A 24505-nucleotide genomic window follows, 5' to 3' on the forward strand; every position below is an offset into this window, starting at 1 on the left:
ATCAGGCTTCCGCCTGATCCTCCGCCTCGGTCTCCATCTCGTCCTCGTCCTCGATCAGGTCGGCAGCGGTGACCATGCCACCGCGCTGCGCCTGAAGCTCGGCCTCCTCCTGCGTGCGGGCGACGTTGACCGTCACCATCACGGAGACTTCCGGGTGCAGAACGATGCGCACCCGGAACAGGCCCAGCGACTTGATCGGCTGGTCGATGGCGACCTGGGTACGCTCGACCCGGTAGCCGGCGGTGGTCAGCGCGTCGGCTATGTCGCGCGGCGAGACCGAGCCGTACAGCACGCCGGTGTCACCAGCCTGACGGGTGACCACGACCGACACGTTGGTCATCTTGCCGGCGACCTGCTCGGCGTCCTTGCGGCGCTCCAGGTTCATGGCTTCGAGGTGCACGCGCTGCTTCTCGAAATAGGCCATGTTCGCCTTGGTGGCGCGCAGGGCCTTCTTCTGGGGCAGCAGATAGTTGCGGGCGAAACCGGGCCGCACCTTGACGATCTGGCCCATCTGGCCGAGCTTCTCGACCCGCTCCAGCAGAATCACTTCCATCACTCGTCCTCCTGACGGGGGCCGGTCGTCCAGCGACGGCGAAGCCCCATCCATTGCTCGATCATGCCGAGGCCGACCAGAACCACGACCGGCCAGCCGAAAAGAACCAGGAACATGTAGAACGCGACAAGGATCGCCGTCCGCGTCGATCGCGCCCGCGCGTAAGCGTGCACCACCGACAGTCCGGCGAAGGCGAAGGGCACGGACAGGATCAGCCCCAGGTTCAGCGCCAGGAACCCGACATCGCCGGGGATCGCCAGCGCCATCGCCACCACGGTGCCGTAGACCGGACCCAACCAGCGCGGCAGCTCCAGCTCCGTGATCCGCATGCCGGGGCGGCGGTTGCGGCCGAACCGCATCAGCACGCCCTGCGCCAGCGTCCCGTTGATGATCGTCATGAACATCCACGAGACCACCACGAAGCCCGGCAGAGCCGGTGCGATCCACAGATGGTCGGTGTCCGCCGACGGCTCGGCGTCCGGCGGCGCGAACTGCGCCGCCATATCGCCCAGCGCGCGCCGGACCACGCCTTCCAGACCGCCCGGTTCCCCCACGGCCAGCGCCACCGCCCCGACGAAACCCAAGATTCCCAGGCCCGTCAGTCCGGTGAGGAGCATGCCCGGCGGGTACCATTCCAGACCACCGTCCGCCCGCGGGCGAGCCAGCAGCGCCTGCCGCACCGTGAACACGGCTGGGACCGCCGCGGTCAGCGCGTAGGCGCCGGTGATGGTCAGGCTGCCGGACACGCCGAGCACCATAACGGCGCCGGCCACGCTCCCCACCAGCGCCGCCGTCAGACCGAGCGACAGCCCGGCGGCCAACAGCGGGAGGGGGGTCAGGTAGCCAAGGATCAGCGCGCCGAACCCGCCGAACAGGACCGACAGGTAGAACAGCGCGCTGGCGAACCCGCCCCCGACCGCGGCGGCCAGTGCCGTGTGCATGGCGCCACCTTCGCCTTCCTCGTCCGCGTTCCCGGCCTTACTTCACCAGATAGGGAAGCAGGGCCAGGAAACGCGCGCGCTTGATGGCCCTGGCCAATTCACGCTGCTTCTTCGCGGAGACAGCGGTGATGCGGCTCGGCACGATCTTGCCACGCTCGGAAATGAAGCGGGACAGGAGCTTGACGTCCTTGTAGTCGATGGCCGGCGCGTTGGCGCCCGAGAACGGGCAGGTCTTGCGGCGGCGGAAGAACGGACGGCGGGGACCGCCACCGCTGCGGGCGGGCGCGCCCGTGGTCTGCTTGTCGCTCATGCCGAGGCCTCATCGGAAACGGGGGCGGGTTCGCTGCGGCGGGGGGGACGCGGGCCGCGGTCGTCGAAGCGGCGGCCGCCGCGCTCACCGCGCTCGCCCCGTTCGCCACGCGACTGCATCATCACCGACGGCGTCGCGTCGAGCGCATCGACGCGGACGGTCAGGTAGCGCAGCACGTCCTCGTTGATGCTCATATTGCGCTCCATCTCCGCCACCGCGGCCGGCGGCGAATCGAGCCCGAGCATGATGTAGTGACCCTTGCGGTTCTTCTTGATCTTGTAGGCGAGGGTCTTCAGGCCCCAGTATTCCGACTTCACGACGTTGCCGCCATTGTCGCGGATGATCTGGGCGAAGGTCTCGCCGAGCGCCTCGGCCTGGGCGGCCGAGATGTCCTGGCGTGCGATCAGCACGCACTCGTAGGTCGACATGATACTCCCCATGGCTGTTCGTGGTCCGGCGCTGTGCGGGCCAAGCCTTGGTAGGGCAATGTCCGGCCAGCCGCCCGGGCCTAGCCGGCGGCATGGGAGTGCACGCCGGCAAGGAGTTGCGAAGCGGCGCACTATACACAGGAGGCCCCGGCGAGCAAGGGAAAACGCCGTCCCACGTCGCGACCGGCGGAACCTCACTTGACACGGCAGAAGCCGTGAGTATCACTTCCGCCCACCGTGCGCCGGGCGCGCACCTTATTACATGGTCGACGGGCTTCAACGTAAATGACCAGGGCATTCGTTTTTCCGGGGCAGGGAAGTCAGGCCGTCGGCATGGGCCGCGAACTGGCCGAGGCGTTCGAGGTGGCCCGCCGGACCTTCGAGGAGGTCGATGACGCGCTGAGTCAGCGGCTGTCCCGCCTGATGTTCGAGGGGCCGGAAACCGACCTGACCCTGACCGAGAACGCGCAGCCCGCCCTGATGGCGGTCAGCGTGGCGGTCATGCGCGTCCTGTCGCAGCAGGGCGGGGTGGATCTCGCCAAGCACGCCGCCTTCGTCGCCGGCCATTCGCTGGGCGAGTATTCGGCGCTCTGCGCCGCCGGCGCCTTCACGCTGGGCGACACGGCGCGGCTCTTGAAGCTGCGCGGCCAGTCCATGCAGAAGGCGGTGCCGGTCGGCAAGGGCGCCATGGCCGCCCTGCTCGGCGCCGAGCTGGAGCAGGCGCAGGGCATCGCGGCCGACGCGGCCGAGGGGCAGGTCTGCACCGTCGCCAACGACAACGCCTCGGGCCAGGTGGTGATCTCCGGCGAAGCCGACGCCATCGACCGCGCCATCCGTCTGGCCGCCGAGCGCGGGCTGAAGCGGTCGGTGCGGCTGCCGGTCAGCGCGCCCTTCCATTGCCCGCTGATGGCGCCGGCCGCCGACGCCATGGGCGAGGCGCTTGATAAGGTGGTGGTCTCCGCCCCCGTGGTGCCGGTCGTCGCCAACGTGACCGCCGCCCCGGTGCAGGATCCCAACGCCATCCGCCGGCTTCTGGTGGAGCAGGTGACGGGCATGGTGCGCTGGCGCGAGAGCGTGCAGGCTATGAAGGCCGCCGGCGTGTCGTCGCTGGTCGAGGTCGGCGCCGGCAAGGTGCTGGCCAGCCTCGCCAAGCGCATCGACAAGGAGCTGACGGCGACCTCGGTCCACACGCCGGCCGATGTCGATGCCTTCCTGAAGACCCTGTGAGTCCCGACGACTCAGTGAGCGGAGCCCGCCCATGTTCGATCTGACCGGCAAGACCGCGCTGGTGACCGGCGCCTCCGGTGGCATCGGCGCCGCCATCGCCCGCGCCCTGCACGCGCAGGGCGCCACCGTCGCGCTGTCCGGCACCCGCGTCGAGCCGCTGCAGGCGCTCGCGGCCGAGCTTGGGGAGCGCGCCGTCGTCACCCCCGGCAACCTGACGGATGCCGCCGCGACCGAGGCGCTCGCCAAGGAGGCCGAGGCGGCGCTGGGCGGGCGCATCGACATCCTGGTCAACAACGCGGGCCTGACTCGCGACCAGCTCGCCCTGCGGATGAAGGACGACGACTGGCAGACGGTGCTGGACGTCAACCTGACGGCGGCCTTCCGCCTGTCGCGCGCTGTGATGCGCGGCATGATGAAGCGCCGCTGGGGTCGGATCATCGGCATCACCTCCATCGTCGGTGTCACCGGCAACCCGGGCCAAGCCAACTACGCCGCATCCAAGGCCGGCATGATCGGCATGTCGAAGTCGCTGGCGGCCGAGGTCGCGTCGCGCAACATCACCGTCAACTGCGTGGCGCCGGGCTTCATCACCACGGCGATGACCGACGCGCTGACCGGCGACCAGAAGGAGAAGCTGCTGGGCGGCATCCCCGCCGGCCGCATGGGAGAGCCGTCGGAGATCGCCGCCGGCGTCGTCTTCCTGGCAAGCGAGGAGGCGGCCTACGTCACCGGTCAGACGCTGCATGTCAATGGCGGCATGGCGATGATCTGACGCTGTGCCGGCTGTTGCGCGAGGGGCGGAACGAACGTTCTCCGGCGCTGGTCAAGCACTGCGAAATGTGTTATCGGACGGGGCTTTTCGGGGCAGGACGCCGTGCTTAGGTGCATGTCCATGCCGGTGGGATCCGTCCGAACGGTTCCATGGAATTGTGTGAAGAAGGTCAGAGAAGATGAGCGACATCGCCGAGCGCGTTAAGAAGATCGTTGTGGACCATCTGGGGGTCGAAGAGTCGAAGGTGACCGAGAACGCCGCCTTCATCGACGATCTGGGCGCCGACAGCCTCGACACCGTCGAGCTGGTCATGGCCTTCGAGGAGGAGTTCGGCTGTGAGATCCCGGACGACGCGGCCGAGAAGATCCTCACCGTGAAGGACGCCATCGATTTCATCAAGTCGAACGCCGCGGCCTGACCGGCCGCCGCACGGCGTTGGACGACGGGCCGGCGCTTCGCCCCAGCTTGCGGAGCGCCCCCATCAGTTTCGGCAAGAGCAGGAATTCCCTATGCGTCGCGTCGTCGTCACCGGCCTTGGCATGGTCACGCCGCTCGGGGTCGGCCATCGGTACAACTGGGACCGCCTGATCAACAGCGATTCGGGTCTCGGACCGATCACCAAGTTCGACGTTTCCGACCTGCCCGCCAAGGTCGCGGGCGAGGTTCCGCGGGGCGACGGGGAGGGGCAGTTCAACCCCGACCGCTTCATCGCTCCCAAGGAGCAGCGGAAGATGGACGAGTTCATCGTCTACGCCATCGCCGCTGCCGAAGAGGCGATTGCCGATTCGGGCTGGAAGCCCGACACGGACGAGCAGCGCGAGCGCACCGGTGTGATGATCGGGTCCGGCATCGGCGGCCTTCCGGGCATCGCCGAGGGCGCCGTCACTCTGCACACGAAGGGGCCGCGCCGCATCTCCCCCTTTTTCATCCCGTCCTGCCTCATCAACGAGGCGTCGGGGCATGTTTCGATCAACCATGGTTTCAAGGGGCCGAACCACGCGGTGGTGACGGCCTGCTCCACCGGCGCCCACGCCATCGGCGACGCCGCGCGCCTGATCATGCTGGATGACGCGGACGTGATGGTTGCCGGTGGCGCCGAGATGGCGCTGTGCCGGCTGGGCATCGCCGGGTTCGCCGCCATGCGCGCCCTGTCCACCGGCTTCAACGACAACCCGACCGCGGCGTCCCGCCCCTACGACAAGGACCGTGACGGCTTCGTCATGGGCGAGGGTGCCGGCGTGGTGATCCTCGAGGAGCTGGAGCACGCCAAGAAGCGCGGCGCCACCATCTACGCCGAGGTCTGCGGCTACGGATTGTCGGGCGACGCCTACCACCTGGCAGCCCCGGCGGAGGATGGCAACGGCGGTTTCCGCTCCATGAAAGGCGCGTTGAAGCGCGCCGGCATGAACCCGGACGAGATCGACTACATCAACGCCCACGGCACCTCCACGCCGCTGGGCGACGAGATCGAGCTGGGTGCGGTGCGTCGTCTATTCGGCTCGGCCATCGAGACCGTGGCGATGTCCTCCACCAAGTCGGCGATCGGCCACCTGCTGGGTGCCGCCGGCGCGGTCGAGGCGATCTACAGCATCAAGGCGATCAACCACTCCGTGGTGCCGCCGACGCTCAATCTCGAGAACCCCTCGGAAAGCTGCCTGGGCGTAAACCTCGTTCCCAAGGTGGCGCAGGAGAAGCGCGTGCGCGCGGCTCTGTCGAACTCCTTCGGGTTCGGCGGCACCAACGCTTCCGTGATCTTCAAGGCGTTCGGCTGAGGCGCTGATGGGCTGGGCGCTCCGGATCACGGCCGGGGGCCTTGCCGTCGCCGTTGCTGGTGCGGCGGGTCTGTTGTGGGGCGGGCTGCGGATGACCGCGCCCGGTCCCTTGGCCGAGCCGGCGGCCGTCGTCATCCAGCGCGGCAGCGGGCTTGAGGCGATCGCCATCACGCTGGACGAGTCGGGGGTGATCGACTCGCCCCTGATTTTCGCCTTGTCGGCCAAGCTCACCGGCGGCATGCGGAACCTGCGGGCGGGTGAATACGCCTTTGCCCCCGGCGTTAGCATGGACGGCGTGCTGCGGCAACTCCGCGACGGCAAGACGGTGGTGCGCCGGCTGACCGTGCCGGAGGGGCTGACCTCCGCGCAGATCGTCGCGCTGTTGAGAAGCGAGCCGGCCCTGACCGGCGAGCCGAAGGCGGTGCCCGAAGATGGCACGCTTCTGCCGGAAACCTACCATTACCAGTTCGGCGACAGCCGCGACGCGCTGCTGGAGCGCATGCGTGTGGCCATGGACCAGGCGTTGGCCGACGCGTGGAAGCAGCGCGCGCCGGACCTGCCCATTTCATCGGCGCGCGACGCGCTGGTGCTGGCGTCCATCGTGGAGAAGGAGACGGCCGTTCCCGCCGAGCGGTCGCGGGTGGCGGGCGTTTTCCTGAACCGGCTGGAGCAGGGGATGAAGCTGCAGTCCGACCCGACCGTCATCTACGCCCTGACCGACGGCGGCGGGGAGCTGGGCCGGGCGTTGACCCGCGCCGACTGGCGCTACGAGTCGCCCTACAACACCTATCACGCGTCCGGCCTTCCGCCGGGTCCGATCGCCAATCCGGGTCGGGCATCACTCCTGGCGGCGGTGAAGCCCGAGCGTCACGAGTTCCTGTATTTCGTGGCGGACGGAACCGGTGGCCACGCCTTTGCCAAGTCGTTGCCCGACCACAACCGGAACGTGGCCCGCTGGCGGGAGGTGCAAAGAAAGGTCAATGGCGGCAGCGACGCAGCCGTCGACTGAGGCTATCCGTTCGTCGCCGGACACGCGCTTGCGTCGGTGGACGCAGCTGCGGCAAAATTCCGTCGTGCAATAACCGCAGTCACCGTGGGGAGACAGGGCATGGCATCGGACGTCGAAGAGCGCATCCGCGCCCGTGCGCACGCGATCTGGGAGGAGGAAGGCCGTCCGGAAGGCCGTGCCGAGGAGCATTGGGTCAGGGCCACCCGCGAGGTGGAAGCCGAAATGGCCGCGGAGCCAGCTGCATCCGCGGTGACGGCTGACGCTCCGGTGGCACGCAAGCCATCAACGCGCAAGCCCGCGGGCAAGAAGGCCGCTCCGGCACCGGATGCAGAAGCGGCACCGGCCAAGAAGCCGGCGGCTTCACGCAAACCCGCACCGACGGACAAGGATTCGAAGGCGGAAGCGGCTCCCGAACCGGCGCCGCGCAAGACCAGAACCCGCAAAACCCAATCGGCCTGAATCCGCGTCATCCAGAGCCGGCCCTGCCCACAGCGGACAGGGCCAGCCGCACCGGAGGTGAACGACGGTCAGGCCGCGTTGGACACCACGAACACGCCGCCGGCGGAACCGTAGGTCTTGCGCGCCGCCCGCATGGTCTCCAGCGACTCACGAAGGCTCTCCTCCGCGAAGCCGGGGGGGAGCTGGTTCAATTCCTTCTGAGTCAGCTCGATGAATGCGTCGAGCAGACGGGCGTGCAGACGGCAAGCCTTGCGGAGTTCGTCGGCGACCGCGGGTGCAGGCATTTTCTGGGGCTCCTTAACCGGTGCGTGAATATGTCCCTAGTTTGGCACTCCGTGCGGTTAAAGAACCTTTAAGTCCCGCAGTTATCATAAGTCATCTTTCGTGGTAATCCCTCGGTAATCCTCGCGAACACTGTGACAGTTCAGGTCCTCGCGCCCGACCGATGGTAATCGTCGGTAAGGTGGGGATCCAAATAGGGCAGTTTTTGGGACGAAGCCGGTGAGGAATGCATCGAATTGCTTCTGGAAATCACATTGCCGAGCATAACGCAGTATTCGCGGGATTCAGGCGCAGTAACGGCGGGTACGGCTATGTCCGACCACCTTCGAACACCGGCCGGCTACAGAAGCGCTGGAAGCTCGGCCAGGGCCGCGATCTCGGCCAACGGCTGGGCGGGCAGGCGTTCCGGTGGCAACCCCCGCCGGTTGAGGCGGGCGACCCGGAAGCCGAATTCCGCCGCTCCGCAGCCGTCCCAGCCATTGGCCGAGACGAACAGCACCTCGTCCTTCGTCACCGCCAGGCGGTCGCAGGCGAGCTGGTAGACCGACGGGTGCGGCTTGTAGACGCCGACCTCATCCACCGACAGGACCGCGTCCAGTCGGTCGCGCAGGCCCGCATGGTTCACCGCGCTGTCCAGCATGGCCGGACTGCCGTTGGACAGGATCGCGGTCGTCTGTCCGGCCGCGCGCAACGCGTCGAGCGTCGCGGCGGCGTCCGGATAGGCGTCCAGCCGGTCGTACAGGCCCAACAGCCGGTCGCGCAGGGCGGTGTCGGCGATTCCGTGGGCGGCGAGCGCAAAGTCCAGCCCATCCGCGGTCACGGTGCGGAAATCGGCATAGCGGCCCATCAGGCTGCGCAGCCACGTGTATTCGAGCTGCTTGGTACGCCAAAGGGCCGACAGCGCCTCCCATCGGTCGCCGAGCTCCGCGGCGCAATGCCGGGCCGCGGCGTCCACGTCGAACAGCGTGCCGTAGGCGTCGAAGACGCAGGCGCGCACGCCCCGGAAGGGGCTGCTCATCGGCGCAGCTCCCGCGCCATGTCCAGCTCCGCGCGGCCGCCCTGGAGCTTGGACCGGTAGACCAGCAGCGCCTCCAGCACGCGCTGCACATAGTTGCGCGTCTCGTAGATGGGGATCAGCTCCATCCAATCGACGACGTCGATGGCCTCGGTCCGCGGGTCGCCGAACTGGTCGATCCACTGGCGTACCCGGCCCGGACCGGCGTTGTAGCCGGCGATCGCCAGCACGTAGGAGCCGTTGAAGCGGTCCACCAGATCGCCAATGTAGGTCGATCCCAGCAGCACGTTGTAGTCGGGATCGGCGGTCAGCCGCGCGTGGGTGTGGCGGATGCCGAGCTGCTTGGCCACGAGCTGCGCCGTGGTCGGCATGAGCTGCATCAGCCCGCGCGCGCCGGCCGACGACACGACGTTGGTGTTGAAGGTGCTTTCCTGGCGGATGATGGCGTGGACCAGCGACACCTCGGTGGCATTCCGGCTGGCCGACACCAGCGGGTAGCCGACCTCCGTCAGGTAGACCTCGTTCTGCGCGGCGTCCTTGGCGGCGGCGACCGCGAGGTCCGGGCGTCCGACATCGCGCGCCAGCCGGCCGGCCAGCACATAGTCGGCGGGGGATTTGGCGTCCAGGCTGATTCGGCGCAGGAAGCCGGTGAGCCGGTCGTTCTCCCGGCCGCTGATCTGAACGAGCTGGCGGATGACCTGCACCACCTCCCGCCGCTCGAAGGCCGTGACCTGGGCGTTCGCCACCTTCGGCTCCTCCGGCACGGTCACACGGGCCGAGCCGCCGAGGTTGGACACGGCGAGCTGGCCGTAGAAGGTGGTGCCGTAGCCCGACGCCTTGGTGAACCACTCCCGCGCCTGTTCGCGGTTGCCGAGCGCCTCGGCGGCGCGTCCGCACCAGTAGGCGCCGCGCGCCCGGCTGATCGGCGCGGTCACCGTGCGGTAGAGGGTGTGGAAGTGCTTGAAGGCCTCGGACGGCTGGTCGAGGAAGCGCAGCGCCAGCCAGCCGGCCAGGAACTCCGCCTCCATGTGGGTGACGCCGTCCTCCTGCCGGTGGGTGGAGGCGATCCGGTAGGCCATGCGGTAGTCGCCGCGCTCGATGGCGCGCCGTGCCAGGATGTGCCGCTCGCCCCACCAGGACTGCTGGCGGCCCAGCTCCGGCGGCGGCTTCAGGAAGATCGCCAGCGCGCCGTCGTCGTCGCCCTTGCGGCGCAGCCAGCGGGCGCGGTCGAACAGCAGGCCGGGATCGTTGCGCAGGCTGGACGGCACGCGGGCGAAGGCGGCATCAGCCCCGCCCCGGTCGCCATCCAGCGCCATGCGGGCGTCGAGCAGCGCGTCATAGCCCTCGCCCAGCAGATCCAGCATGCGGCGCGCGGACGTCTCCTGCCGCTCCCACAGCAGGCGGTCGAAGCGGGTGACGTGGTCCTGCTTGCGCAGGTGGCTGCGGTAGCGGCCGAGGAACTCCGCCTCGTCGGTGGGGCCGAAGGAACCCTCGACCCACCGGGCGCGCACCAGCTTCACCGCCTGCTCCTCCCCGCCGGTGGCGAGCAGCGTGTCGGCGTAGCGCATCACCCCCTCGTTCGACTGGGGCGGGTAGTCGCGGAACCACGCGAGCACGCGGTTCTCGTCCATGTCGAGCGGCATCGCTTTCTCCGCCTGGCGGCGGAGCTGGGTCATGTTGGGCCAGTCGCCGTTGTCGCGGATGAAGGCGGCGATCTCGTCGAAGCTGCCGCCGGCGGGGGTGGCGAGCTGCATCCAGCGGATCACCTTGGCCGGCAACGGATCCTTGGCGCGCGACGCCAATCGCAGCGCTTCGTCATGGCGGTCGTTGTCGGCCGCCCGAAACGCGTCGCGGTAGATGGTGATGTCGGCCTGCGACAGGGGTGCGGCGGCGGCGGGCAGGGCGGCCGCCAGGGTGAGCGGAATCGACAGCAGACCGGCTCGCAGCGCGGCTCTGGTGCTCTTGCCCGCGCCCATGAGGACGGCTACTGTGCGCGACGCTTTTTTTTGTGCAGGACGGAGGGTCACGTCATGTTCCACGGTTCCATCGTCGCGCTCATCACCCCGTTCAAGGATGGGAAAGTCGACGAGGCCGCCTTCCAGTCCTTCGTCGAGTGGCAGGTGTCCGAGGGCACGCACGGTCTGGTCCCGGTCGGAACCACCGGAGAATCGCCGACGCTCAGCCACGACGAGCACCGGCGCGTCGTCGAGCTGTGCATCGAGGCGGCGGGCGGCCGCGTGCCGGTCATCGCCGGCACCGGCTCCAATTCCACCGCCGAGGCGATCGAGCTGACGCAGCACGCCAAGCAGGCGGGCGCCACCGCGGCGCTCGTCGTCACGCCCTACTACAACAAGCCTACGCAAGAGGGTCTGTACCAGCATTTCAAGGCGATCCATGACGCGGCCGATCTACCGATCATTATCTACAACATTCCGGGCCGCAGTGTCGTGGATATGTCGGTGGCGACGATGGCGCGGCTCGCCAAGCTGCCGAACATCGTCGGCGTGAAGGACGCGACCGCCGATCTGGTCCGCCCGCTGCGCACGCGGGTGGAGATCGGCCCGGACTTCTGCCAGCTGTCGGGCGAGGACGCCACCGCCGTGGCCTTCCTGGCCCAGGGCGGGGTGGGCTGCATCTCGGTCACCGCCAACGTGGCGCCGCGCCTGTGCGCGGAGATGCAGAACGCCTGGCGCAAGGGCGACTTCGCCACCTGCGAGCGCTACCGCGACCTGCTGATGCCGCTGCACGACGCGATGTTCGTGGAAACCTCGCCGGGTCCGGTGAAGTACGCCGCCAGCCTGCTCGGCAAGTGCGGCGAGGAGGTGCGGCTGCCGCTGGTGCCGGTGTCGGACTCCACCCGCGTCGCGGTGCGCGAGGCCATGGTGCAGACCGGCTTGCTGACCTGACGGAGCGGACGGGAGACAGCTTTTGGCACCGCGCGAGCCGGAACCGAGACGCCTGGCGGCCCAGAACCGCCGGGCGCGCTTCGACTATTTCATCGAGGACACGCTTGAGGCCGGGCTGATGCTGACCGGCACCGAGGTGAAATCGCTGCGCTCGGGCCGGGCCAGCATCAACGAATCCTACGCCGGGCTCGACCATGGCGAGCTGTACCTGTTCAACGCGTACATCCCGGAGTACCTGCAGGCCGGCCGCTGGCTCCAGCACGAGGTGCGGCGCCCGCGCAAGCTGCTGGTGCACAAGCGCGAGCTGAACAAGCTGATGGGCGCCATCAAGCAGAAGGGCGTTACGCTGGTGCCGATGACGGTGTACTTCAACGACCGTGGCATCGCGAAGGTGCAGGTCGGGCTGGCCACCGGCAAGCGCAAGGTGGACAAGCGCGAGACCGAGAAGGCCCGGACCTGGCAGCGCGACAAAGCCCGGCTGATGCGCGAGAAGGGCTGATCCCATGGCACGTACATCCCAGCGCGGCAGCGACCGCGAGGCGGTGCTGGCCTCGGTCGCGGCGGAGGCACTGACCGATCGGGCGCCCCGTGGGCGCGTCCTCGTCATGGGTGACCTCGACGGCGGCGTGTCCGCCGCCTTGCACGGTGCGGGCTGCAAGGTGGTGCCCTGGCAGCGGCAGGCGCTCGGCGGCCGGCCGGCCTCCGCCTGGCCGCCGGAGGGGCCGTTCGGTGGTGTGGTCCTGCGGCTGCCGCAGGGCCGCGCCGCCTTGGCCATGGACCTGCACGCCGCCGCAGCCCGGCTGGAGCCCGGCTCGCCCCTGTGGATCTACGGCAGCAAGGACGAGGGCATCCAGTCCGTTCCCAAGCATCTGGACGGTCTGGCCGAGGGGGCCGAGTCCATCCTGGTGAAGCGGCACGCGCGGGTGCTGGAGCTGCGCCGCACGGCCGAAGCGGCGCGCGGCGGGCTGGAGGACTGGCGGGAGACGGTGACGCTGGATCTGCCCGGCGTGGCCGGCCCGGTGGAGATCGTTACGTATCCGGGTCTGTTCGCCCATGGCCGGCTCGACGCCGGCACCGCCTGCCTGTTGGAGGCGCTGCCGGAGATCAAGGCGGGCGCGCGGGTGCTGGATTTCGGTTGCGGCGCCGGGGTGATCGCCCGTGCCATCCGCGACCGGGTGCCGGACGCCCGCGTCACGCTGCTGGACGTGGACGCGCTGGCGCTGCACGCCGCAAGGCGGAACGTTCCGGATGCGGACATGGTGTTGAGCGATGGCTGGGCCGGCCTCGCGGCTGGCGAGCGCTTCGACCTGATCGTCAGCAACCCGCCCATCCACCGCGGCAAGGATGAGGATTTCTCCACGCTCGACGCGCTGGCAAAACAGTCCTCCGGACGGCTGCGGCCCAAAGGTGCGCTGGTGGCGATCGTCCAACGCACGGCGGGAGCCGGCAAGCTGTTCGCGGCCGGCTTGAAGAACGCGGCACTTCTCCTTGAAACGCCACAGTTCCAGGTGTGGCGGGGCGGCTGACCTTACCCCCTCAGCAGCCGCGCCACGTCCTTCGCGGTGTAGGTCAGCACGGCGTCGGTGCCGGCGCGCTTGAAGGCGGTCATCAGCTCGATCACAGCCTTGTCGTAGTCGAGCCAGCCGTTGAGCGCGGCGGCTCGCAGCATCGCGTACTCGCCAGAGACGTGGTACGCGAAGGTGGGAACGCTGAAGCCGTCCTTCACCCGGCGGATGATGTCGAGGTAGGGAAGGCCCGGCTTCACCATCACCATGTCGGCCCCCTCCTGAAGATCCAGCGCCACCTCGCGCAGGGCCTCGTCGCCGTTGGCGGGGTCCATCTGGTAGGTGCGCTTGTCGCCCTTCAGAAAGCCGCCGCTGTTCACCGCGTCGCGGAACGGGCTGTAGAAGGCCGAGGCGTATTTGGCGGCGTAGGAACAAATGCGGGCGAGCTGGTGGCCGGAGCCGTCCAGCGCGTCGCGGATGGCGGCGATGCGGCCGTCCATCATGTCCGACGGGGCGACGATATCGACGCCGGCCTCCGCCTGCGATAGTGCCTGGCGGATCAGCACCTCCACCGTTTCGTCGTTCAAGATGCGGCCGTCGCGCATCAACCCGTCGTGCCCGTGGGTGGTGTAGGGGTCGAGCGCCACGTCTCCCAGGATGCCCATGTCGGGGATCGCGGCCTTCAGCGCGCGAATAGCGCGGTTCATTAGGTTTTCCGGATCCCAGGCGGCGGCTGCGTCCTCCGACTTGCCGTCGGAACCAACCACGGGGAACAGGGCGACGCAGGGAATGCCGAGGTTGTTCGCCTCGCCGACAGCGTCCACCAGCAGGTCGATGGTGAAACGCTCCACGCCGGGCATGGAGGCCACGGCCTCCCGACGGTTCTGCCCCTCGATCACGAAGACCGGCCAGATCAGGTCATCGACCGACAGGGTCGTTTCGGCCACGAGACGGCGCGTCCAGCCATCGGCGCGGTTGCGGCGCATGCGGGTGCGCGGGAAGGCGGCGTGCGGAAGCGGCTTGGTCATCGGACGGACTATCTGCGGTGAGACCCTTCGGTGCCGCGATGCTACGCCCCTTCACCGCCGCGACTCAAGTCGCGGCGGTGATTTCGATGCGGACTCAACGATTGATCGCGTTGAAGGAATCCTTTGTCGGAAGGCCCCGGCGCTTGGGGCGGACCGGTTCAGCCGATCCGCCAAAGTTTCCCCGGTCCGCGACTCCCGCGGACCGGGGGACCACTGCGGTTCATGACCGAAACGGCGTGAAGGTCTGGACCTGGATCCGGCCACCACGTACCAGAAGGGTATCCGTGGCCAATGGCATGAAGGAGCCGGCGGACCAGGTCATATAGGCGACCTCGCCTTCGATCACGTGGGTGCCGAGCTTGAAGGCGCTCCAGAACTCCGGCGATGCGGCTTTCAGGAACGCATCGAAGAAATCACGGATCTGTTGCAGGCCGCGGTACGTGGCATCGGGAGTCAGAAGCACCGACTGTTCCGTGTAGTCGGACAGAATAGCATCGATGCCGTCGCTGAATGCTCCCAGATGGTGCCCGAACACGCGCTGTGTCGCCTCGCTGGCTGTTTCCGTTGGAGTCGCCATGCTAGCGTGGTCTCCTCGCTGGATAGACGTCGATGGTCCGGTCGTTTAACTCTGGTCGGGTGGGCTGAGCGTCTGGCGCTTGGCCGCCGTGATCACGCGGCCTTTTGGGACGCGACGAAGGAATCCCAGGCGCCCTGCGCCTCGGCCCATCCGATGTTGGCGATGATCGAGCCGTCCGGCCGCACGAAGGCCAGCGGTCCCAGGAACGTCATGTAGAATTCGCTCGCGACCGGAAAATGGGTCCTGTCATGGTAGGCACCCGATGACTCGAATCCATAGCCAGGGGCAACCGCGGTATCGCCGCCCTGATGCTTGCCGCCACGAACGTCCATCCGTCCTTTCGTGAGCAGATATTCGCCCGGACCGGTGTGAATGTGGGGGTTGAACGACGAACCGGCCGGACAGTCGAAGATCGCTGTCCAGGACCCCATCTCGGGCGAGACATGCAGGAGTCGCCACGTGATGCCGCCTTGGGAGAAGGCCTCGGGGAATGGAGACCAGGCGCTGTCGTCGATCTGAACATACTCTTCGGCGGCATGATGTTTGCTTTTTCTTTCGGCATTGACTTGCATGTTGTTTTCCTCCCTTGGGAGCGTTGAGTGGAGCAGGTCCGTTTTTCTTGGACGCTTTCTGTGAATGGACCAAGCTTAGCGCCGTGGGGCTCGATCCCGCATGCCTGCCGGCGCAATGTCGGTTGACTGTGAGTGCACAAGCCCGGCGCACCGACCCCACCGGAGCGAGGTGCGCAGGCCGATGCCGCCTTGCACGTCGACGCGAGGCGTGACGACCGTGATGTGACGCGTGGATCAGCCGGTTTCCTCCGGCCGCTGCTGTCATCCGGCGGCGCGTCGTTTTCGTGGAACCGGTCTTCCGCCCTCAGACGCACATCATTGTGTTTGGGCATCCGGCGGTCATCGGCAATCCTGGCGGTTGCCGGATCGAGAACCTCTCGGCGGAATCCCTGTCAACGGCAACCGTCGAGGGGAAGATTGCCGCGGGCTCCGCTTGGGCGTGTCACGACGGACGCCGATCCGTCGGCACCGTCGAGCAGGCTTCACGGCGGAAGTCGTACGGTGACGCTCCGTACGCCTCCTTGAAGCGGCGGCTGAAGTGGGTCGAACTCTGGAATCCCCAGGAGAAGGCGATGTCGGTGATCGTCCGCCGGGCCATCGTGGGGTTGGACAGTTCGCGACGGCAACGCGCAAGCCGCTCCCTGATGACGTACTGCAGAACGGTTGTTCCTTCCCGTTCGAACAGGCGGTGCAGATAGCGCACCGATATCCGGTTGGCCGTGGCGATGCCGCCCGGTGAAAGCTCCGGATCATCAAGATGTGTGTCGATGTGGTGTTTGACCCGCAAGAGCTGTGCGGCACGCAAGGGTGATGACTCGCTCCTGGATTCATCCATGCCTATGCTGCTGATCAGCATGCCCATCATGGCTTCGGTCAGCGCTTCGCCGTTCTGAAGAGCGCCGGAAAAAAAACCGGGCGACACCGAGTTGATGAACGAGGCAAGGAGCCTGGCCGGCTCCGACTCATGCGGCAGCGTGCTTTCGAGCGACTGCCAGGAGTTGGGCAACCAGCTCCTCAACCGCGACAGTGGCATCATCACGGATATCTTCTTCAGCCGCTCGACGACCGCGAAGCTCATGGGGCGCGTCGTGTTCCAGATCAGCACATCCCCGGCGCCAAGCGTGGCGGTCTTGCTGCCAATCGTGAAGTGCTCGCGGCCGGAAAGTACCAGCTGTATCGCCATCATGTCCTGACGTTCGCTGCTGGCGTTCTCCTTTCTTCGAACCGCGCCACAAGGATCGCAGATGCAATTGACGATGTGAAGATTTCCGACGGAATGATGCTGAACTTCTGCATGGAATTCCGCCTTTCCTCCCCCGGTCAAAGTCCATGCGCCATAGACATCGTTGAGCTTCCGCTGCCAAGCTTCATATTGCTCGGTCGCTCCATACATGTTGGTACGCCAAGCCGTGTCAACCACTGCGCGCATGTTGGTCAACCCTCCCCGTGGCCACCGGATTCTTGTTATGATTAATATTCATGATCGCTGATTGTTGAATAATCAAGCATGGTTCCATGAGGGCATCGCCGACGGAGCGGGCGGCCCTGCCGACCACCCGGCAAACTTGCCTCCATCGACGTCATGGCGATCGGGAACGAAGCGACGGGCGAATCCTCGCCTGTATGGACCGACGGACGACGGTGTGGCGTCCTCCCGCGAACCGTCACGGGTAAGTCACGGCCGTCGGGCCAGCCCGGACGCGGCCATCGACGGACGCTTCATCGGGCGATGGGCAGGCCCGACGGCATCGGCACGCCGTCCGGGCGGAATCCGGTGTCCTGCGTCTCCAGCTGCCAGCGCTGCCCCTGGCGGACGTAGCGGGAGACGAGACCGCGGGCGAAGGACGCCCCCTCCCACGACCGCACCTCGAAGGTGACGGCGGGGTTGGCTATGGTGATCAGATTGTAGGCGTTGGCTTCGTTGCGCAGCCGGGTCGATGTCGCGGTGGACGCCTGGGCCACCAGGATCGACCGGGCGACCTGGGTGTGGAAGCTCATGATGTCGCCGGAATAGGCGCGGTGCAGGTGACCGGCCAGCAGCAGATCGACGCCGCAGGCCTCCAGCGCCGGCAGGGCGAGACGGGCGCGTCCCACCAGCCGCGTCTGCGGCGCGTCGGGCGGCGGCAGGAACGGGTGATGGGTGAACAGCACCTTGAACACATGCTCCGGCACCTGGGCGAACACCTCCTGGATGCGCCGGATCTGCTTGCCGTTGATGCGCCCGTGGGAGAAATCGAGGATCACCGAGCGCGCGGTGTTGATGCCGAGCACCGCGACATGGTCGTCGATGTGGAAGGGGCTGAGGTCGCGGCTGATGTAGCGGCGGTACGTCGCGAACGGGTCGGTGAAGCGCTGGAACAGATTGTAGACGGGAATGTCATGGTTGCCCGGCACCACCAGATAAGGGAAGGGCAGCCGTTCCAGGAACGCCCGCGCCGCCTTGAAGTGGGAGGGGAGCGCCCGCTGCACGAGGTCGCCGGAGATCACCACCAGGTCGGGCCGCGTGTGGACCAGATCGGCCAGCAGCCCCTCGACGACAGTCGGGTCGATGCGGCCGAAATGCAGATCGGAGATGTGGGCGAGCGTCTTCACGGGTCCTCCCGCCTCGGCGTCAGCACGTTCAGGCCACCGGGCCTGATCCGGTAGACCAACGGCGGCTTCAGCCGCAGGACCTCGCCGTCATTGGCGACGCGCAGGCGGCGGCGCCGGCTGTTCACCGTAACGGTCGTGGCCGTCATGCTGTCCAACTCGTCATCCTCGGCCCAGGTTCCCAGCCCCATGCGCGCGACCAGCCGCAGCATGCCCCAGGCGTTGCGGTGGTGGGCGACATAGACGCCGAGCTTGCCCCGCTCCAGGCTCGCCCGGCGGATCACCGGCCCGTACCCCTCCTCGTAGGAGCCGTTGGACACGGCCAGGATCGGGGTGCGCACCCGGTGCGGCCCGGCGCCCAGATCGATCCACACCTCCAGCATCGGGAAGCGGTAGAGCGCCTTCACCGCCGCCACCGCCATGGCCGGCCATTTGCGCAGGTGATGCTGGCCGCGCTGGCGCTCGCGCTCCCGCACCATGGCGGGGAAGATGCCGAGAACGGAGTTGTTGAGGAACAGCGCACCGTTCACTTCGGCGATGTCGATCGGGCGGATGCTGCCGGCGGCCAGCGCGTCCACGGCCGCCGGCAAGTCGAGCGGAATCCCCATGTCGCGCGCCAGCAGGTTCATAGTGCCGAGCGGCAGCACGCCCAGCGCCTTTCCCGTGGGCGCCAGCAGATTGGCCGCCGTCGCGATGGTGCCGTCACCGCCGCCCACCACAACCACATCGGCGTCGGACTGGACCGCCCGTTCCATGGCCGCGTGGCACTCGCGCGCCTCGACCGCCGCGGTGGTCACCGTCGCTCCCTGCCGCTCGAAGGCCGAGGCTATCGTCGCGACGGCGGTGTCCCGCTCCATGTCCATCAGCGTTCCGGCGGACATGTTCAGAACGATGGCGACTTTCATGCAGGTCCGTTCCAGGGATGCCGACGGCGGGGCGCGGTCACGCCATGATCTGTCGCGCGGTCCCTGAACGTGCAAGGGGCGGACGCGGTTCCCCGCGGATCTGTCCGGTGCCGCCAGCCCGGTGCCGGTCAATGGTCGAACAGGCCCGACAGAACGGTCAACAGGTCGGCCTCGTGGAAGGGCTTCTGAAGGGACGGGCGGTTGCGGAACGCATCGACAATCCCGCCTTCCCCGTAGCCGCTGGCGAACGCGAAGGGAATGCCGCGCGCCGCCAGCGCCTCCGCCACCGGGAAAACCGCCTGTCCGCCGACGTTCACGTCCAGCAGGGCGGCGTGCACCGGTTCGGCGCTGCGCGCGAGGTCGAGCGCCTGATCCAGGCTGTAGGCCGGGCCGACGACCGACGCGCCGGCCTCCGCCAGCATGTCTTCGACCATCATGGCCACGACCGCCTCGTCCTCGACGAGAAGGATGCTGCGGCCCTGGAGGGGTGCGGAGTCGGTCATGCGGAAGCCATGATCACGGGTCGGGGCGCAGCCGGAAGCCGGCCGCCGTCGCGGAATGATGCGGTTTGACGGGCGGTGATGCAACTGACCATCCGGGCTTATGACCTCGGTTTCCGGCGGTGTCACGGCGCGCTGTACCGCTGCGGCCTCCGCTGCGCTAGGATCGCGCCCGACGGCGCGGCAGGCGCCGCGGTTGGGGAGGGTTGTGACCGTGGACTTTGAATTGTCCGAAGACCAGATGGCGTTCCAGGATGTCGCGCGCACCTTCGCGCGGGAACGCATGGCCCCGGAAGCCGCCGAGTGGGACGAGCACGCGATCTTTCCGGTGGAAGCACTGCGCGCCGCGGCCGAGCTGGGTTTCGGTGGCATCTATTGCCGGGAGGACCATGGCGGCTCGGCGCTGGGGCGGCTCGACGCCGCGGTGATCTTCGAGGAGCTGGCGGCGGGCTGCGTGTCCACCTCGGCCTACATCTCCATCCACAACATGGCCGCCTGGATGATCGACACCTTCGGCACGGAGGAGCAGCGTGCCCGCTTCCTGCCGAAGCTGATGACCATGGAGCATTTCGCCTCCTACTGCCTGACCGAGCCGGGGGCCGGGTCGGACGCCGCGTCGCTGAAGACCAGGGCTGTGCGCGACGGCGACCATTATGTGCTGAACGGCGAGAAGGCCTTCATCTCCGGCGGCGGCGCGTCGGACGTCTATGTCTGCATGGTGCGCACGGGCGGGGAGGGACCGAAGGGCATCTCCTGCATCGTGGTGGAGAAGGGCACGCCGGGCCTGAGCTTCGGCAAGAAGGAGAAGAAGATGGGCTGGAACAGCCAGCCCACCGCCGCGGTGGTCTTCAACGACTGCCGCGTCCCCGTGGCCAACCGGCTGGGGGAGGAGGGCGACGGCTTCGCCATCGCCATGCGCGGTCTGGATGGCGGGCGCATCAACATCGCCGCCTGCTCGATCGGCGGCGCCCGCTTCTGCCTGGAGAAGGCGGTCGAGTACATGGGCGTGCGCAAGCAGTTCGGGCGGAAGCTTGCCGAGTTCCAGGCGCTGCAGTTCCGGCTGGCCGATATGGCGATCGAGCTGGACGCCGCGCGGCTGATGGTGCACCGCGGTGCGGCAGCGCTCGACGCCAGGCATCCCGAGGCGACGCAGCGCTGCGCCATGGCCAAGCGCTTCGCCACGGACGCGGGTTTCGCGGTTGCGAACGAAGCGCTTCAACTTCACGGCGGCTACGGCTATATCCGCGAATACCCCATCGAACGCGTCGTGCGCGATGTGCGTGTGCATCAGATCCTGGAAGGGACCAACGAGATCATGCGCCTGATCGTCGCCCGCCGTCTGCTGGCGTAGGAAAGAGACCAAACACGGCCGCAACCTCCGAAGGACGTCATGACCGAGCCGGAAATCCTGTTCGACCGCCGGGGCCCGCTGGGCCTCGTCACCCTGAACCGTCCTAAGGCGCTCAACGCGCTGACGCTGGGCATGATCCGCGCCTTCGACGCGCAGCTCGCGGCGTGGCAGGAGGATCCGGACGTCAAGGCGGTGGTGGTGCGCGGGGCCGGCGGCAAGGCCTTTTGCGCCGGCGGCGACGTGGTGGCCATGTACCGCGAAGGTGTGGCGGAGCGCGCCGGAGAACCGGTGGGCACACTGCGCCGCGACTTCTTCCGGGCGGAATATGGGCTGAACCGGCGCATCAAGCGCCTTCCCAAGCCCTACATCCCGCTGGTGGACGGCATCTCCATGGGCGGGGGCATGGGCATCTCCATGCACGCCTCGCACCGGGTGGTGACCGAGCGCACGATGATCGCCATGCCGGAAACCGGCATCGGCCTGTTCCCCGACGTCGGCGGCACCCACTTCCTGCCGCGCTGCCCGGGTGGGGTCGGCTTGTATCTCGGTCTGACCGGCGAACGCTTGAAGGGTGCCGACGTGGTGGAGGCCGGCGTCGGCGACGTGCTGGTGCCGAGCGACCGGCTCGATTCGCTGGTCGACGCCATCGCCGCGTCGGGCTGCGGGGCTGACGAGGTGATGGCGATCCTGCGCGCCCACGCCGCACCGGCGGCGGACGCACCGTTGGCCGCGCTGCGCCCGGCCATCGACCGCTGCTTCGCCGGCGCAAGCGTCGAGGCGATCATGGCGGCGCTGGACGCCGAAGGCACTGACTGGGCGCGCGGCGTTCTCGACATCTTCGCCCGCGTCGCCCCGACGAGCCTGAAGGTGACGCTGGAAGCCATGCGCCGCGGCGCCGCGTTGGAGTTCGAGGACTGCATGGTGATGGAGTATCGCCTGTCACAGTCATTCCTGGCCGCCGACGATTTCTATGAGGGCGTGCGCGCTCTGCTGGTCGACAAGGACAAGAACCCGCGCTGGAACCCCGCCACGCTCGACGCCGTGGACGCGGCGCGGGTGGAGCGGTACTTCGCGACGCCCAAGGCGGGTGATCTGTCCTTCACCGTCTGAACCGTCGCAACACCCGGTTGCCCTGCGTGCATGGAAGAATCATCGCCCATGTGCGTTTTCTTACGGTGACGGTGCGGCACATTCCGACACGTGGAACGTTGAACGTTCAACCGTGCCGGGCTGTGCCGGCGTCCGGCATCCGGGCGGGACGTGTCCATGCCGGCTGCGTGGTTAGGGACGGGGGGCTGCGGTGATCGGGGCAAGGCGGCCGGGTGCCGGAAATTGCATTGGAAGTGCGACGATTTCCGAGCTATCTACGACATCCGTCAGTGGAAAACCCGTCAATTTTACGCTTTTTGCGACAATCTGTGGCGTCGGGATGGTGTTTTTCAGACATTATTAAGATGATTGCCGGCGAATGATCGGTTAATCTGAGGTTACGCTGCCTGGGATGCGGTGTCGGCCATCCCCCCGGTTCCAGGTCAGAGCCAATGGAGACTGCGGTGCGCAAACCCTACTATGAAAGCATCCTGCTGATCGAACGGCTTCACCGCCACTTCCTGGAAGTGCTCAAGACGGAGTTGGACCGGTTGGGGATCCAGGACATCAACAACGTGCAGAGCCTCATCCTCTACAACATTGGAGAGGATGAGATGACGGTCGGGGAGTTGACGGCCCGCGGTTACTATCTGGGCTCGAACGTCTCCTACAACGTCAAGAAGATGGTCGAGAACGGCTACCTGGGCCAGGAGCGTTCGCCGCATGACCGTCGCTCGGTGCGGGTCCGCCTGTCCGAAAAGGGGCTGGATCTGCGCGAGAAGATCAGCCGCATGTTCGAGCGCCACCTGACCGCGCTGGAGAAAGCCGGCTTCAGCGACGAGGAGCTGGTCCGCGCGAACGAGACCCTGCGCCGGCTGGAGCGCTTCTGGTCCGCGTCACTGGACTACAGCGGCTTTCCGTTGACGTCCGCGGCCTGACGGCCGCCACGCACGCTGTCTCCCTGCGGGCGTCCTTCCGAATCGGTTGGACGCCCGAATTGTTGCGATTCGGCGTCCGACACTGCTGATCGCCAGGCATTTCATTTGTATATTAATAAGATCTCTCGATTCGCCCGCGTCCGGGCGTTATCGCCGGCGGATCGTGACCGGTCGACGCGCGTTCCCGGCGCTTCATGCGTCGGTATGGATCCTTTTCCGCATGGATTGGCTCAGCCAGGGTTTGCCGCACCGTTCGGCTCGTGTATCATCCGAAGCTGAAACGAAATACGAAGAACAGGGATGGGAAGCGCATGGCGGGGGACGCCATTCTCGAGACCAACGGGCTCACCAAGGAGTTCCGCGGGTTCGTTGCGGTGCGGAATGTGGACCTCCGCGTCGAGCGGGGCACGATCCATGCCCTGATCGGACCGAACGGAGCCGGCAAGACCACGGTCTTCAATCTTCTGACCAAGTTCCTGCAACCGACCAGCGGCCGGATTCTCTACAACGGCCAGGACATCACGCGGATCAAGCCGGCCGACGTGGCCCGGCTGGGGATCGTGCGATCCTTCCAGATCTCGGCGGTGTTTCCGCACCTGACCGTGCTGGAAAATGTGCGCGTCGCCCTTCAGCGCCCCCTCGGCAACTCCTTTCATTTCTGGGAGTCCGAATCGCGGCTTAACCGCCTGAACGGCCGGGCCGAGGAGCTGCTGGAGGATGTCGGGCTCAGCGGTTACGCCGGCCATCTGGCGGTGGAGCTGCCCTACGGGCGCAAGCGCGCGCTGGAGATCGCCACGACCCTGGCGCTCGATCCCGACATGATGCTGTTGGACGAGCCGATGGCCGGCATGGGGCACGAGGACATCGGCCGGATCGCCGAGCTGATCCGCCGTGTCGCGGCCAAGCGCACCATCCTGATGGTGGAACACAACCTGTCGGTCGTGGCGGACCTGTCCGACCGAATCACCGTCCTAGCGCGCGGCGAGATCCTGGCGGAAGGAAGCTACGCCGAGGTGTCGCGCGACGCGCGCGTGATGGAAGCCTACATGGGGACCGGGCATGCCTGACGACGTCATGCTGGAAGTTGCCGATCTCCACGCCTTCTACGGCGAGAGCCACGTGCTGCACGGTGTGTCGCTGACCGTGCCGAAAGGCGAAGTGGTGACGCTGCTCGGTCGCAACGGAGCCGGAAAGACCACCACGCTGCGCTCCATCATGGGCATCGTCCCGCGCCGCGATGGCTCGATCCGCATGGAGGGAACGGAGACGGTGGGGCTCGCCCCGCACCGCATCCCGCGGCTCGGCATCGGCTTCGTGCCGGAGGAGCGCGGCATCTTCTCCAGCCTGGACGTGGAGGAGAACCTGATGCTGCCGCCGGTGGTCCGGCCGGGCGGCATGGCGGTGGAGGACATCTTCCGCCTGTTCCCCAACCTGAAGGAGCGCCGGCGCAGCCAGGGCACTAAGCTGTCGGGCGGCGAGCAGCAGATGCTGGCGATCGCCCGCATCCTGCGCACCGGCGCCACCCTGCTGCTGCTGGACGAGCCGACGGAGGGTCTGGCCCCCGTGATCGTGCAGCAGATCGGCCGCGTGATCCGCGAACTGAAGGCGAAAGGCTTCACCATTCTTCTGGTGGAGCAGAATTTCCGGTTCGCCGCCACGCTGGCGGACCGCCACTACGTCATGGAAGACGGACGAATCGTCGACATGATCCCGAACGAGCAGCTGGAGGCGAACATGGAGCGCCTTCACGAGTATCTCGGCGTCTAGAAACACCAAG

At 67.4% G+C, this 24505-nt stretch carries 28 protein-coding genes; 14 read left to right on the forward strand and 14 right to left on the reverse strand.

Features of this window, described 5'->3' with window-relative positions:
* Window position 1 precedes the first annotated feature (1 nt).
* From rplI to rpsF, 4 genes are read right to left on the reverse strand one after another with little or no spacing between them, the layout of a single operon-like run.
* Entirely contained in the window at window positions 2–553 is a 552-nt protein-coding gene (gene rplI / locus HL658_RS05410) for a 50S ribosomal protein L9 (RefSeq protein ID WP_180280914.1), read from the reverse strand.
* Complete coding sequence (locus tag HL658_RS05415) at window positions 553–1494, reverse strand: DUF2232 domain-containing protein (protein WP_180280915.1); 942 nt, start codon at window positions 1492–1494, stop codon at window positions 553–555. The genes rplI and HL658_RS05415 overlap by 1 nt, the downstream gene beginning before the upstream one ends.
* Window positions 1495–1531: 37 nt before the next feature.
* On the reverse strand, window positions 1532–1804 hold the full coding sequence (gene rpsR / locus HL658_RS05420; RefSeq protein WP_180280916.1) for a 30S ribosomal protein S18: 273 nt from the start codon (window positions 1802–1804) through the stop codon (window positions 1532–1534).
* Entirely contained in the window at window positions 1801–2232 is a 432-nt protein-coding gene (gene rpsF / locus HL658_RS05425; RefSeq protein ID WP_180280917.1) for a 30S ribosomal protein S6, read from the reverse strand. Before rpsF ends, rpsR begins: the two co-directional genes overlap by 4 nt.
* A 285-nt stretch (window positions 2233–2517) precedes the next feature.
* Here rpsF and fabD point away from each other — a divergent pair, with 285 nt between their 5' ends.
* The 6 genes from fabD to HL658_RS05455 all read left to right on the forward strand — a co-directional run bounded on the left by fabD (window position 2518) and on the right by HL658_RS05455 (window position 7471).
* On the forward strand, window positions 2518–3459 hold the full coding sequence (gene fabD, locus HL658_RS05430; RefSeq protein WP_180280918.1) for an ACP S-malonyltransferase: 942 nt from the start codon (window positions 2518–2520) through the stop codon (window positions 3457–3459).
* Window positions 3460–3490: 31 nt separating this feature from the next.
* Complete coding sequence (gene fabG / locus HL658_RS05435; protein WP_180280919.1) at window positions 3491–4231, forward strand: 3-oxoacyl-[acyl-carrier-protein] reductase; 741 nt, start codon at window positions 3491–3493, stop codon at window positions 4229–4231.
* A 178-nt stretch (window positions 4232–4409) separates the two neighbouring features.
* Entirely contained in the window at window positions 4410–4649 is a 240-nt protein-coding gene (locus HL658_RS05440) for an acyl carrier protein (protein ID WP_180280920.1), read from the forward strand.
* A gap of 91 nt (window positions 4650–4740) precedes the next feature.
* Window positions 4741–6003, forward strand: a complete 1263-nt coding sequence (fabF, locus tag HL658_RS05445; protein ID WP_180280921.1) for a beta-ketoacyl-ACP synthase II — start codon at window positions 4741–4743, stop codon at window positions 6001–6003.
* Between the two features lie 7 nt (window positions 6004–6010).
* The gene (gene mltG / locus HL658_RS05450) at window positions 6011–7012 is read left to right on the forward strand and encodes an endolytic transglycosylase MltG (RefSeq protein WP_180280922.1); all 1002 of its coding nucleotides are present in this window, start codon (window positions 6011–6013) and stop codon (window positions 7010–7012) included.
* A gap of 99 nt (window positions 7013–7111) precedes the next feature.
* Complete coding sequence (locus HL658_RS05455; RefSeq protein WP_180280923.1) at window positions 7112–7471, forward strand: DUF2934 domain-containing protein; 360 nt, start codon at window positions 7112–7114, stop codon at window positions 7469–7471.
* A 68-nt stretch (window positions 7472–7539) separates the two neighbouring features.
* Here the strand turns inward: HL658_RS05455 and HL658_RS05460 are convergent, their stop codons facing one another.
* From HL658_RS05460 to HL658_RS05470, 3 genes are all read right to left on the reverse strand, one after another.
* A complete protein-coding gene (locus HL658_RS05460; RefSeq protein ID WP_180280924.1) occupies window positions 7540–7755 on the reverse strand; it encodes a hypothetical protein in 216 nt (71 codons plus the stop codon).
* A gap of 338 nt (window positions 7756–8093) precedes the next feature.
* Entirely contained in the window at window positions 8094–8771 is a 678-nt protein-coding gene (locus tag HL658_RS05465) for a haloacid dehalogenase type II (RefSeq protein WP_180280925.1), read from the reverse strand.
* Window positions 8768–10744: a lytic transglycosylase domain-containing protein gene (locus HL658_RS05470; protein ID WP_180280926.1), complete on the reverse strand. Its 1977-nt coding sequence runs from the start codon at window positions 10742–10744 to the stop codon at window positions 8768–8770. Before HL658_RS05470 ends, HL658_RS05465 begins: the two co-directional genes overlap by 4 nt.
* A 54-nt stretch (window positions 10745–10798) precedes the next feature.
* Between HL658_RS05470 and dapA the strand changes: the two genes are divergently transcribed.
* The 3 genes from dapA to HL658_RS05485 are packed head-to-tail and all read left to right on the forward strand — an operon-like array spanning window position 10799 to window position 13200.
* Window positions 10799–11674 (forward strand): 4-hydroxy-tetrahydrodipicolinate synthase, encoded by an 876-nt coding sequence (dapA, locus tag HL658_RS05475; protein WP_180280927.1) that lies wholly within the window; start codon window positions 10799–10801, stop codon window positions 11672–11674.
* Between the two features lie 22 nt (window positions 11675–11696).
* A complete protein-coding gene (gene smpB, locus HL658_RS05480) occupies window positions 11697–12173 on the forward strand; it encodes an SsrA-binding protein SmpB (RefSeq protein WP_180280928.1) in 477 nt (158 codons plus the stop codon).
* Between the two features lie 4 nt (window positions 12174–12177).
* The gene (locus tag HL658_RS05485; RefSeq protein WP_180280929.1) at window positions 12178–13200 is read left to right on the forward strand and encodes a class I SAM-dependent methyltransferase; all 1023 of its coding nucleotides are present in this window, start codon (window positions 12178–12180) and stop codon (window positions 13198–13200) included.
* Window positions 13201–13202: 2 nt separating this feature from the next.
* On the opposite strand, the gene hemB is transcribed toward HL658_RS05485, so the two are convergent.
* The 7 genes from hemB to HL658_RS05520 form a co-directional block, all read right to left on the reverse strand.
* Window positions 13203–14207 (reverse strand): porphobilinogen synthase, encoded by a 1005-nt coding sequence (hemB, locus tag HL658_RS05490; RefSeq protein WP_180280930.1) that lies wholly within the window; start codon window positions 14205–14207, stop codon window positions 13203–13205.
* Between the two features lie 220 nt (window positions 14208–14427).
* Window positions 14428–14784 (reverse strand): nuclear transport factor 2 family protein, encoded by a 357-nt coding sequence (locus tag HL658_RS05495; RefSeq protein ID WP_180280931.1) that lies wholly within the window; start codon window positions 14782–14784, stop codon window positions 14428–14430.
* Between the two features lie 92 nt (window positions 14785–14876).
* Window positions 14877–15356: a cupin domain-containing protein gene (locus HL658_RS05500; protein WP_180280932.1), complete on the reverse strand. Its 480-nt coding sequence runs from the start codon at window positions 15354–15356 to the stop codon at window positions 14877–14879.
* Between the two features lie 442 nt (window positions 15357–15798).
* Window positions 15799–16785, reverse strand: coding sequence for a helix-turn-helix domain-containing protein (locus HL658_RS05505; protein ID WP_211109660.1), 987 nt, complete (start codon window positions 16783–16785; stop codon window positions 15799–15801).
* Window positions 16786–17075: 290 nt separating this feature from the next.
* The gene (locus HL658_RS05510) at window positions 17076–17948 is read right to left on the reverse strand and encodes a metallophosphoesterase (RefSeq protein ID WP_180280933.1); all 873 of its coding nucleotides are present in this window, start codon (window positions 17946–17948) and stop codon (window positions 17076–17078) included.
* Window positions 17945–18850: a diacylglycerol/lipid kinase family protein gene (locus tag HL658_RS05515; protein WP_180280934.1), complete on the reverse strand. Its 906-nt coding sequence runs from the start codon at window positions 18848–18850 to the stop codon at window positions 17945–17947. Before HL658_RS05515 ends, HL658_RS05510 begins: the two co-directional genes overlap by 4 nt.
* Before the next feature lie 128 nt (window positions 18851–18978).
* Window positions 18979–19353: a response regulator gene (locus HL658_RS05520; RefSeq protein ID WP_180280935.1), complete on the reverse strand. Its 375-nt coding sequence runs from the start codon at window positions 19351–19353 to the stop codon at window positions 18979–18981.
* A gap of 211 nt (window positions 19354–19564) precedes the next feature.
* On the opposite strand from HL658_RS05520, the gene HL658_RS05525 reads away from it, so the two are divergent.
* The 5 genes from HL658_RS05525 (at window position 19565) to HL658_RS05545 (ending at window position 24495) form a co-directional block, all read left to right on the forward strand.
* Complete coding sequence (locus HL658_RS05525) at window positions 19565–20701, forward strand: acyl-CoA dehydrogenase family protein (protein WP_180280936.1); 1137 nt, start codon at window positions 19565–19567, stop codon at window positions 20699–20701.
* 39 nt (window positions 20702–20740) lie between these two features.
* Window positions 20741–21811: an enoyl-CoA hydratase/isomerase family protein gene (locus HL658_RS05530; RefSeq protein ID WP_180280937.1), complete on the forward strand. Its 1071-nt coding sequence runs from the start codon at window positions 20741–20743 to the stop codon at window positions 21809–21811.
* 443 nt (window positions 21812–22254) lie between these two features.
* Window positions 22255–22728, forward strand: coding sequence for a winged helix DNA-binding protein (locus tag HL658_RS05535; protein WP_180280938.1), 474 nt, complete (start codon window positions 22255–22257; stop codon window positions 22726–22728).
* Window positions 22729–23039: 311 nt separating this feature from the next.
* The gene (locus HL658_RS05540) at window positions 23040–23795 is read left to right on the forward strand and encodes an ABC transporter ATP-binding protein (RefSeq protein ID WP_180280939.1); all 756 of its coding nucleotides are present in this window, start codon (window positions 23040–23042) and stop codon (window positions 23793–23795) included.
* Entirely contained in the window at window positions 23788–24495 is a 708-nt protein-coding gene (locus HL658_RS05545; RefSeq protein ID WP_246337332.1) for an ABC transporter ATP-binding protein, read from the forward strand. Before HL658_RS05540 ends, HL658_RS05545 begins: the two co-directional genes overlap by 8 nt.
* The last annotated feature ends 10 nt before the right edge of the window (window positions 24496–24505 follow it).

It is taken from the genome of Azospirillum oleiclasticum, assembly GCF_013423485.1.
In the GTDB taxonomy this organism is placed as follows: Bacteria; Pseudomonadota; Alphaproteobacteria; order Azospirillales; family Azospirillaceae; genus Azospirillum; species Azospirillum oleiclasticum.

Bases quoted from the DNA above. Each gene is read 5' to 3' on its own strand.
- fabF (WP_180280921.1), top strand. From the start codon at position 4,741: ATGCGTCGCGTCGTCGTCACCGGCCTTGGCATGGTCACGCCGCTCGGG.
- HL658_RS05455 (WP_180280923.1), top strand. From the start codon at position 7,112: ATGGCATCGGACGTCGAAGAGCGCATCCGCGCCCGTGCGCACGCGATC.
- HL658_RS05540 (WP_180280939.1), top strand. From the start codon at position 23,040: ATGGCGGGGGACGCCATTCTCGAGACCAACGGGCTCACCAAGGAGTTC.
- HL658_RS05415 (WP_180280915.1), bottom strand. From the start codon at position 1,494: ATGCACACGGCACTGGCCGCCGCGGTCGGGGGCGGGTTCGCCAGCGCG.
- HL658_RS05505 (WP_211109660.1), bottom strand. From the start codon at position 16,785: ATGCGCGCAGTGGTTGACACGGCTTGGCGTACCAACATGTATGGAGCG.
- HL658_RS05530 (WP_180280937.1), top strand. From the start codon at position 20,741: ATGACCGAGCCGGAAATCCTGTTCGACCGCCGGGGCCCGCTGGGCCTC.
- HL658_RS05495 (WP_180280931.1), bottom strand. From the start codon at position 14,784: ATGGCGACTCCAACGGAAACAGCCAGCGAGGCGACACAGCGCGTGTTC.
- HL658_RS05465 (WP_180280925.1), bottom strand. From the start codon at position 8,771: ATGAGCAGCCCCTTCCGGGGCGTGCGCGCCTGCGTCTTCGACGCCTAC.
- HL658_RS05485 (WP_180280929.1), top strand. From the start codon at position 12,178: ATGGCACGTACATCCCAGCGCGGCAGCGACCGCGAGGCGGTGCTGGCC.
- HL658_RS05515 (WP_180280934.1), bottom strand. From the start codon at position 18,850: ATGAAAGTCGCCATCGTTCTGAACATGTCCGCCGGAACGCTGATGGAC.
- rplI (WP_180280914.1), bottom strand. From the start codon at position 553: ATGGAAGTGATTCTGCTGGAGCGGGTCGAGAAGCTCGGCCAGATGGGC.
- rpsF (WP_180280917.1), bottom strand. From the start codon at position 2,232: ATGTCGACCTACGAGTGCGTGCTGATCGCACGCCAGGACATCTCGGCC.
- HL658_RS05520 (WP_180280935.1), bottom strand. From the start codon at position 19,353: ATGACCGACTCCGCACCCCTCCAGGGCCGCAGCATCCTTCTCGTCGAG.
- fabD (WP_180280918.1), top strand. From the start codon at position 2,518: ATGACCAGGGCATTCGTTTTTCCGGGGCAGGGAAGTCAGGCCGTCGGC.
- HL658_RS05500 (WP_180280932.1), bottom strand. From the start codon at position 15,356: ATGCAAGTCAATGCCGAAAGAAAAAGCAAACATCATGCCGCCGAAGAG.
- hemB (WP_180280930.1), bottom strand. From the start codon at position 14,207: ATGACCAAGCCGCTTCCGCACGCCGCCTTCCCGCGCACCCGCATGCGC.
- rpsR (WP_180280916.1), bottom strand. From the start codon at position 1,804: ATGAGCGACAAGCAGACCACGGGCGCGCCCGCCCGCAGCGGTGGCGGT.
- HL658_RS05470 (WP_180280926.1), bottom strand. From the start codon at position 10,744: ATGGGCGCGGGCAAGAGCACCAGAGCCGCGCTGCGAGCCGGTCTGCTG.
- mltG (WP_180280922.1), top strand. From the start codon at position 6,011: ATGGGCTGGGCGCTCCGGATCACGGCCGGGGGCCTTGCCGTCGCCGTT.
- HL658_RS05440 (WP_180280920.1), top strand. From the start codon at position 4,410: ATGAGCGACATCGCCGAGCGCGTTAAGAAGATCGTTGTGGACCATCTG.
- fabG (WP_180280919.1), top strand. From the start codon at position 3,491: ATGTTCGATCTGACCGGCAAGACCGCGCTGGTGACCGGCGCCTCCGGT.
- HL658_RS05545 (WP_246337332.1), top strand. From the start codon at position 23,788: ATGCCTGACGACGTCATGCTGGAAGTTGCCGATCTCCACGCCTTCTAC.
- HL658_RS05460 (WP_180280924.1), bottom strand. From the start codon at position 7,755: ATGCCTGCACCCGCGGTCGCCGACGAACTCCGCAAGGCTTGCCGTCTG.
- dapA (WP_180280927.1), top strand. From the start codon at position 10,799: ATGTTCCACGGTTCCATCGTCGCGCTCATCACCCCGTTCAAGGATGGG.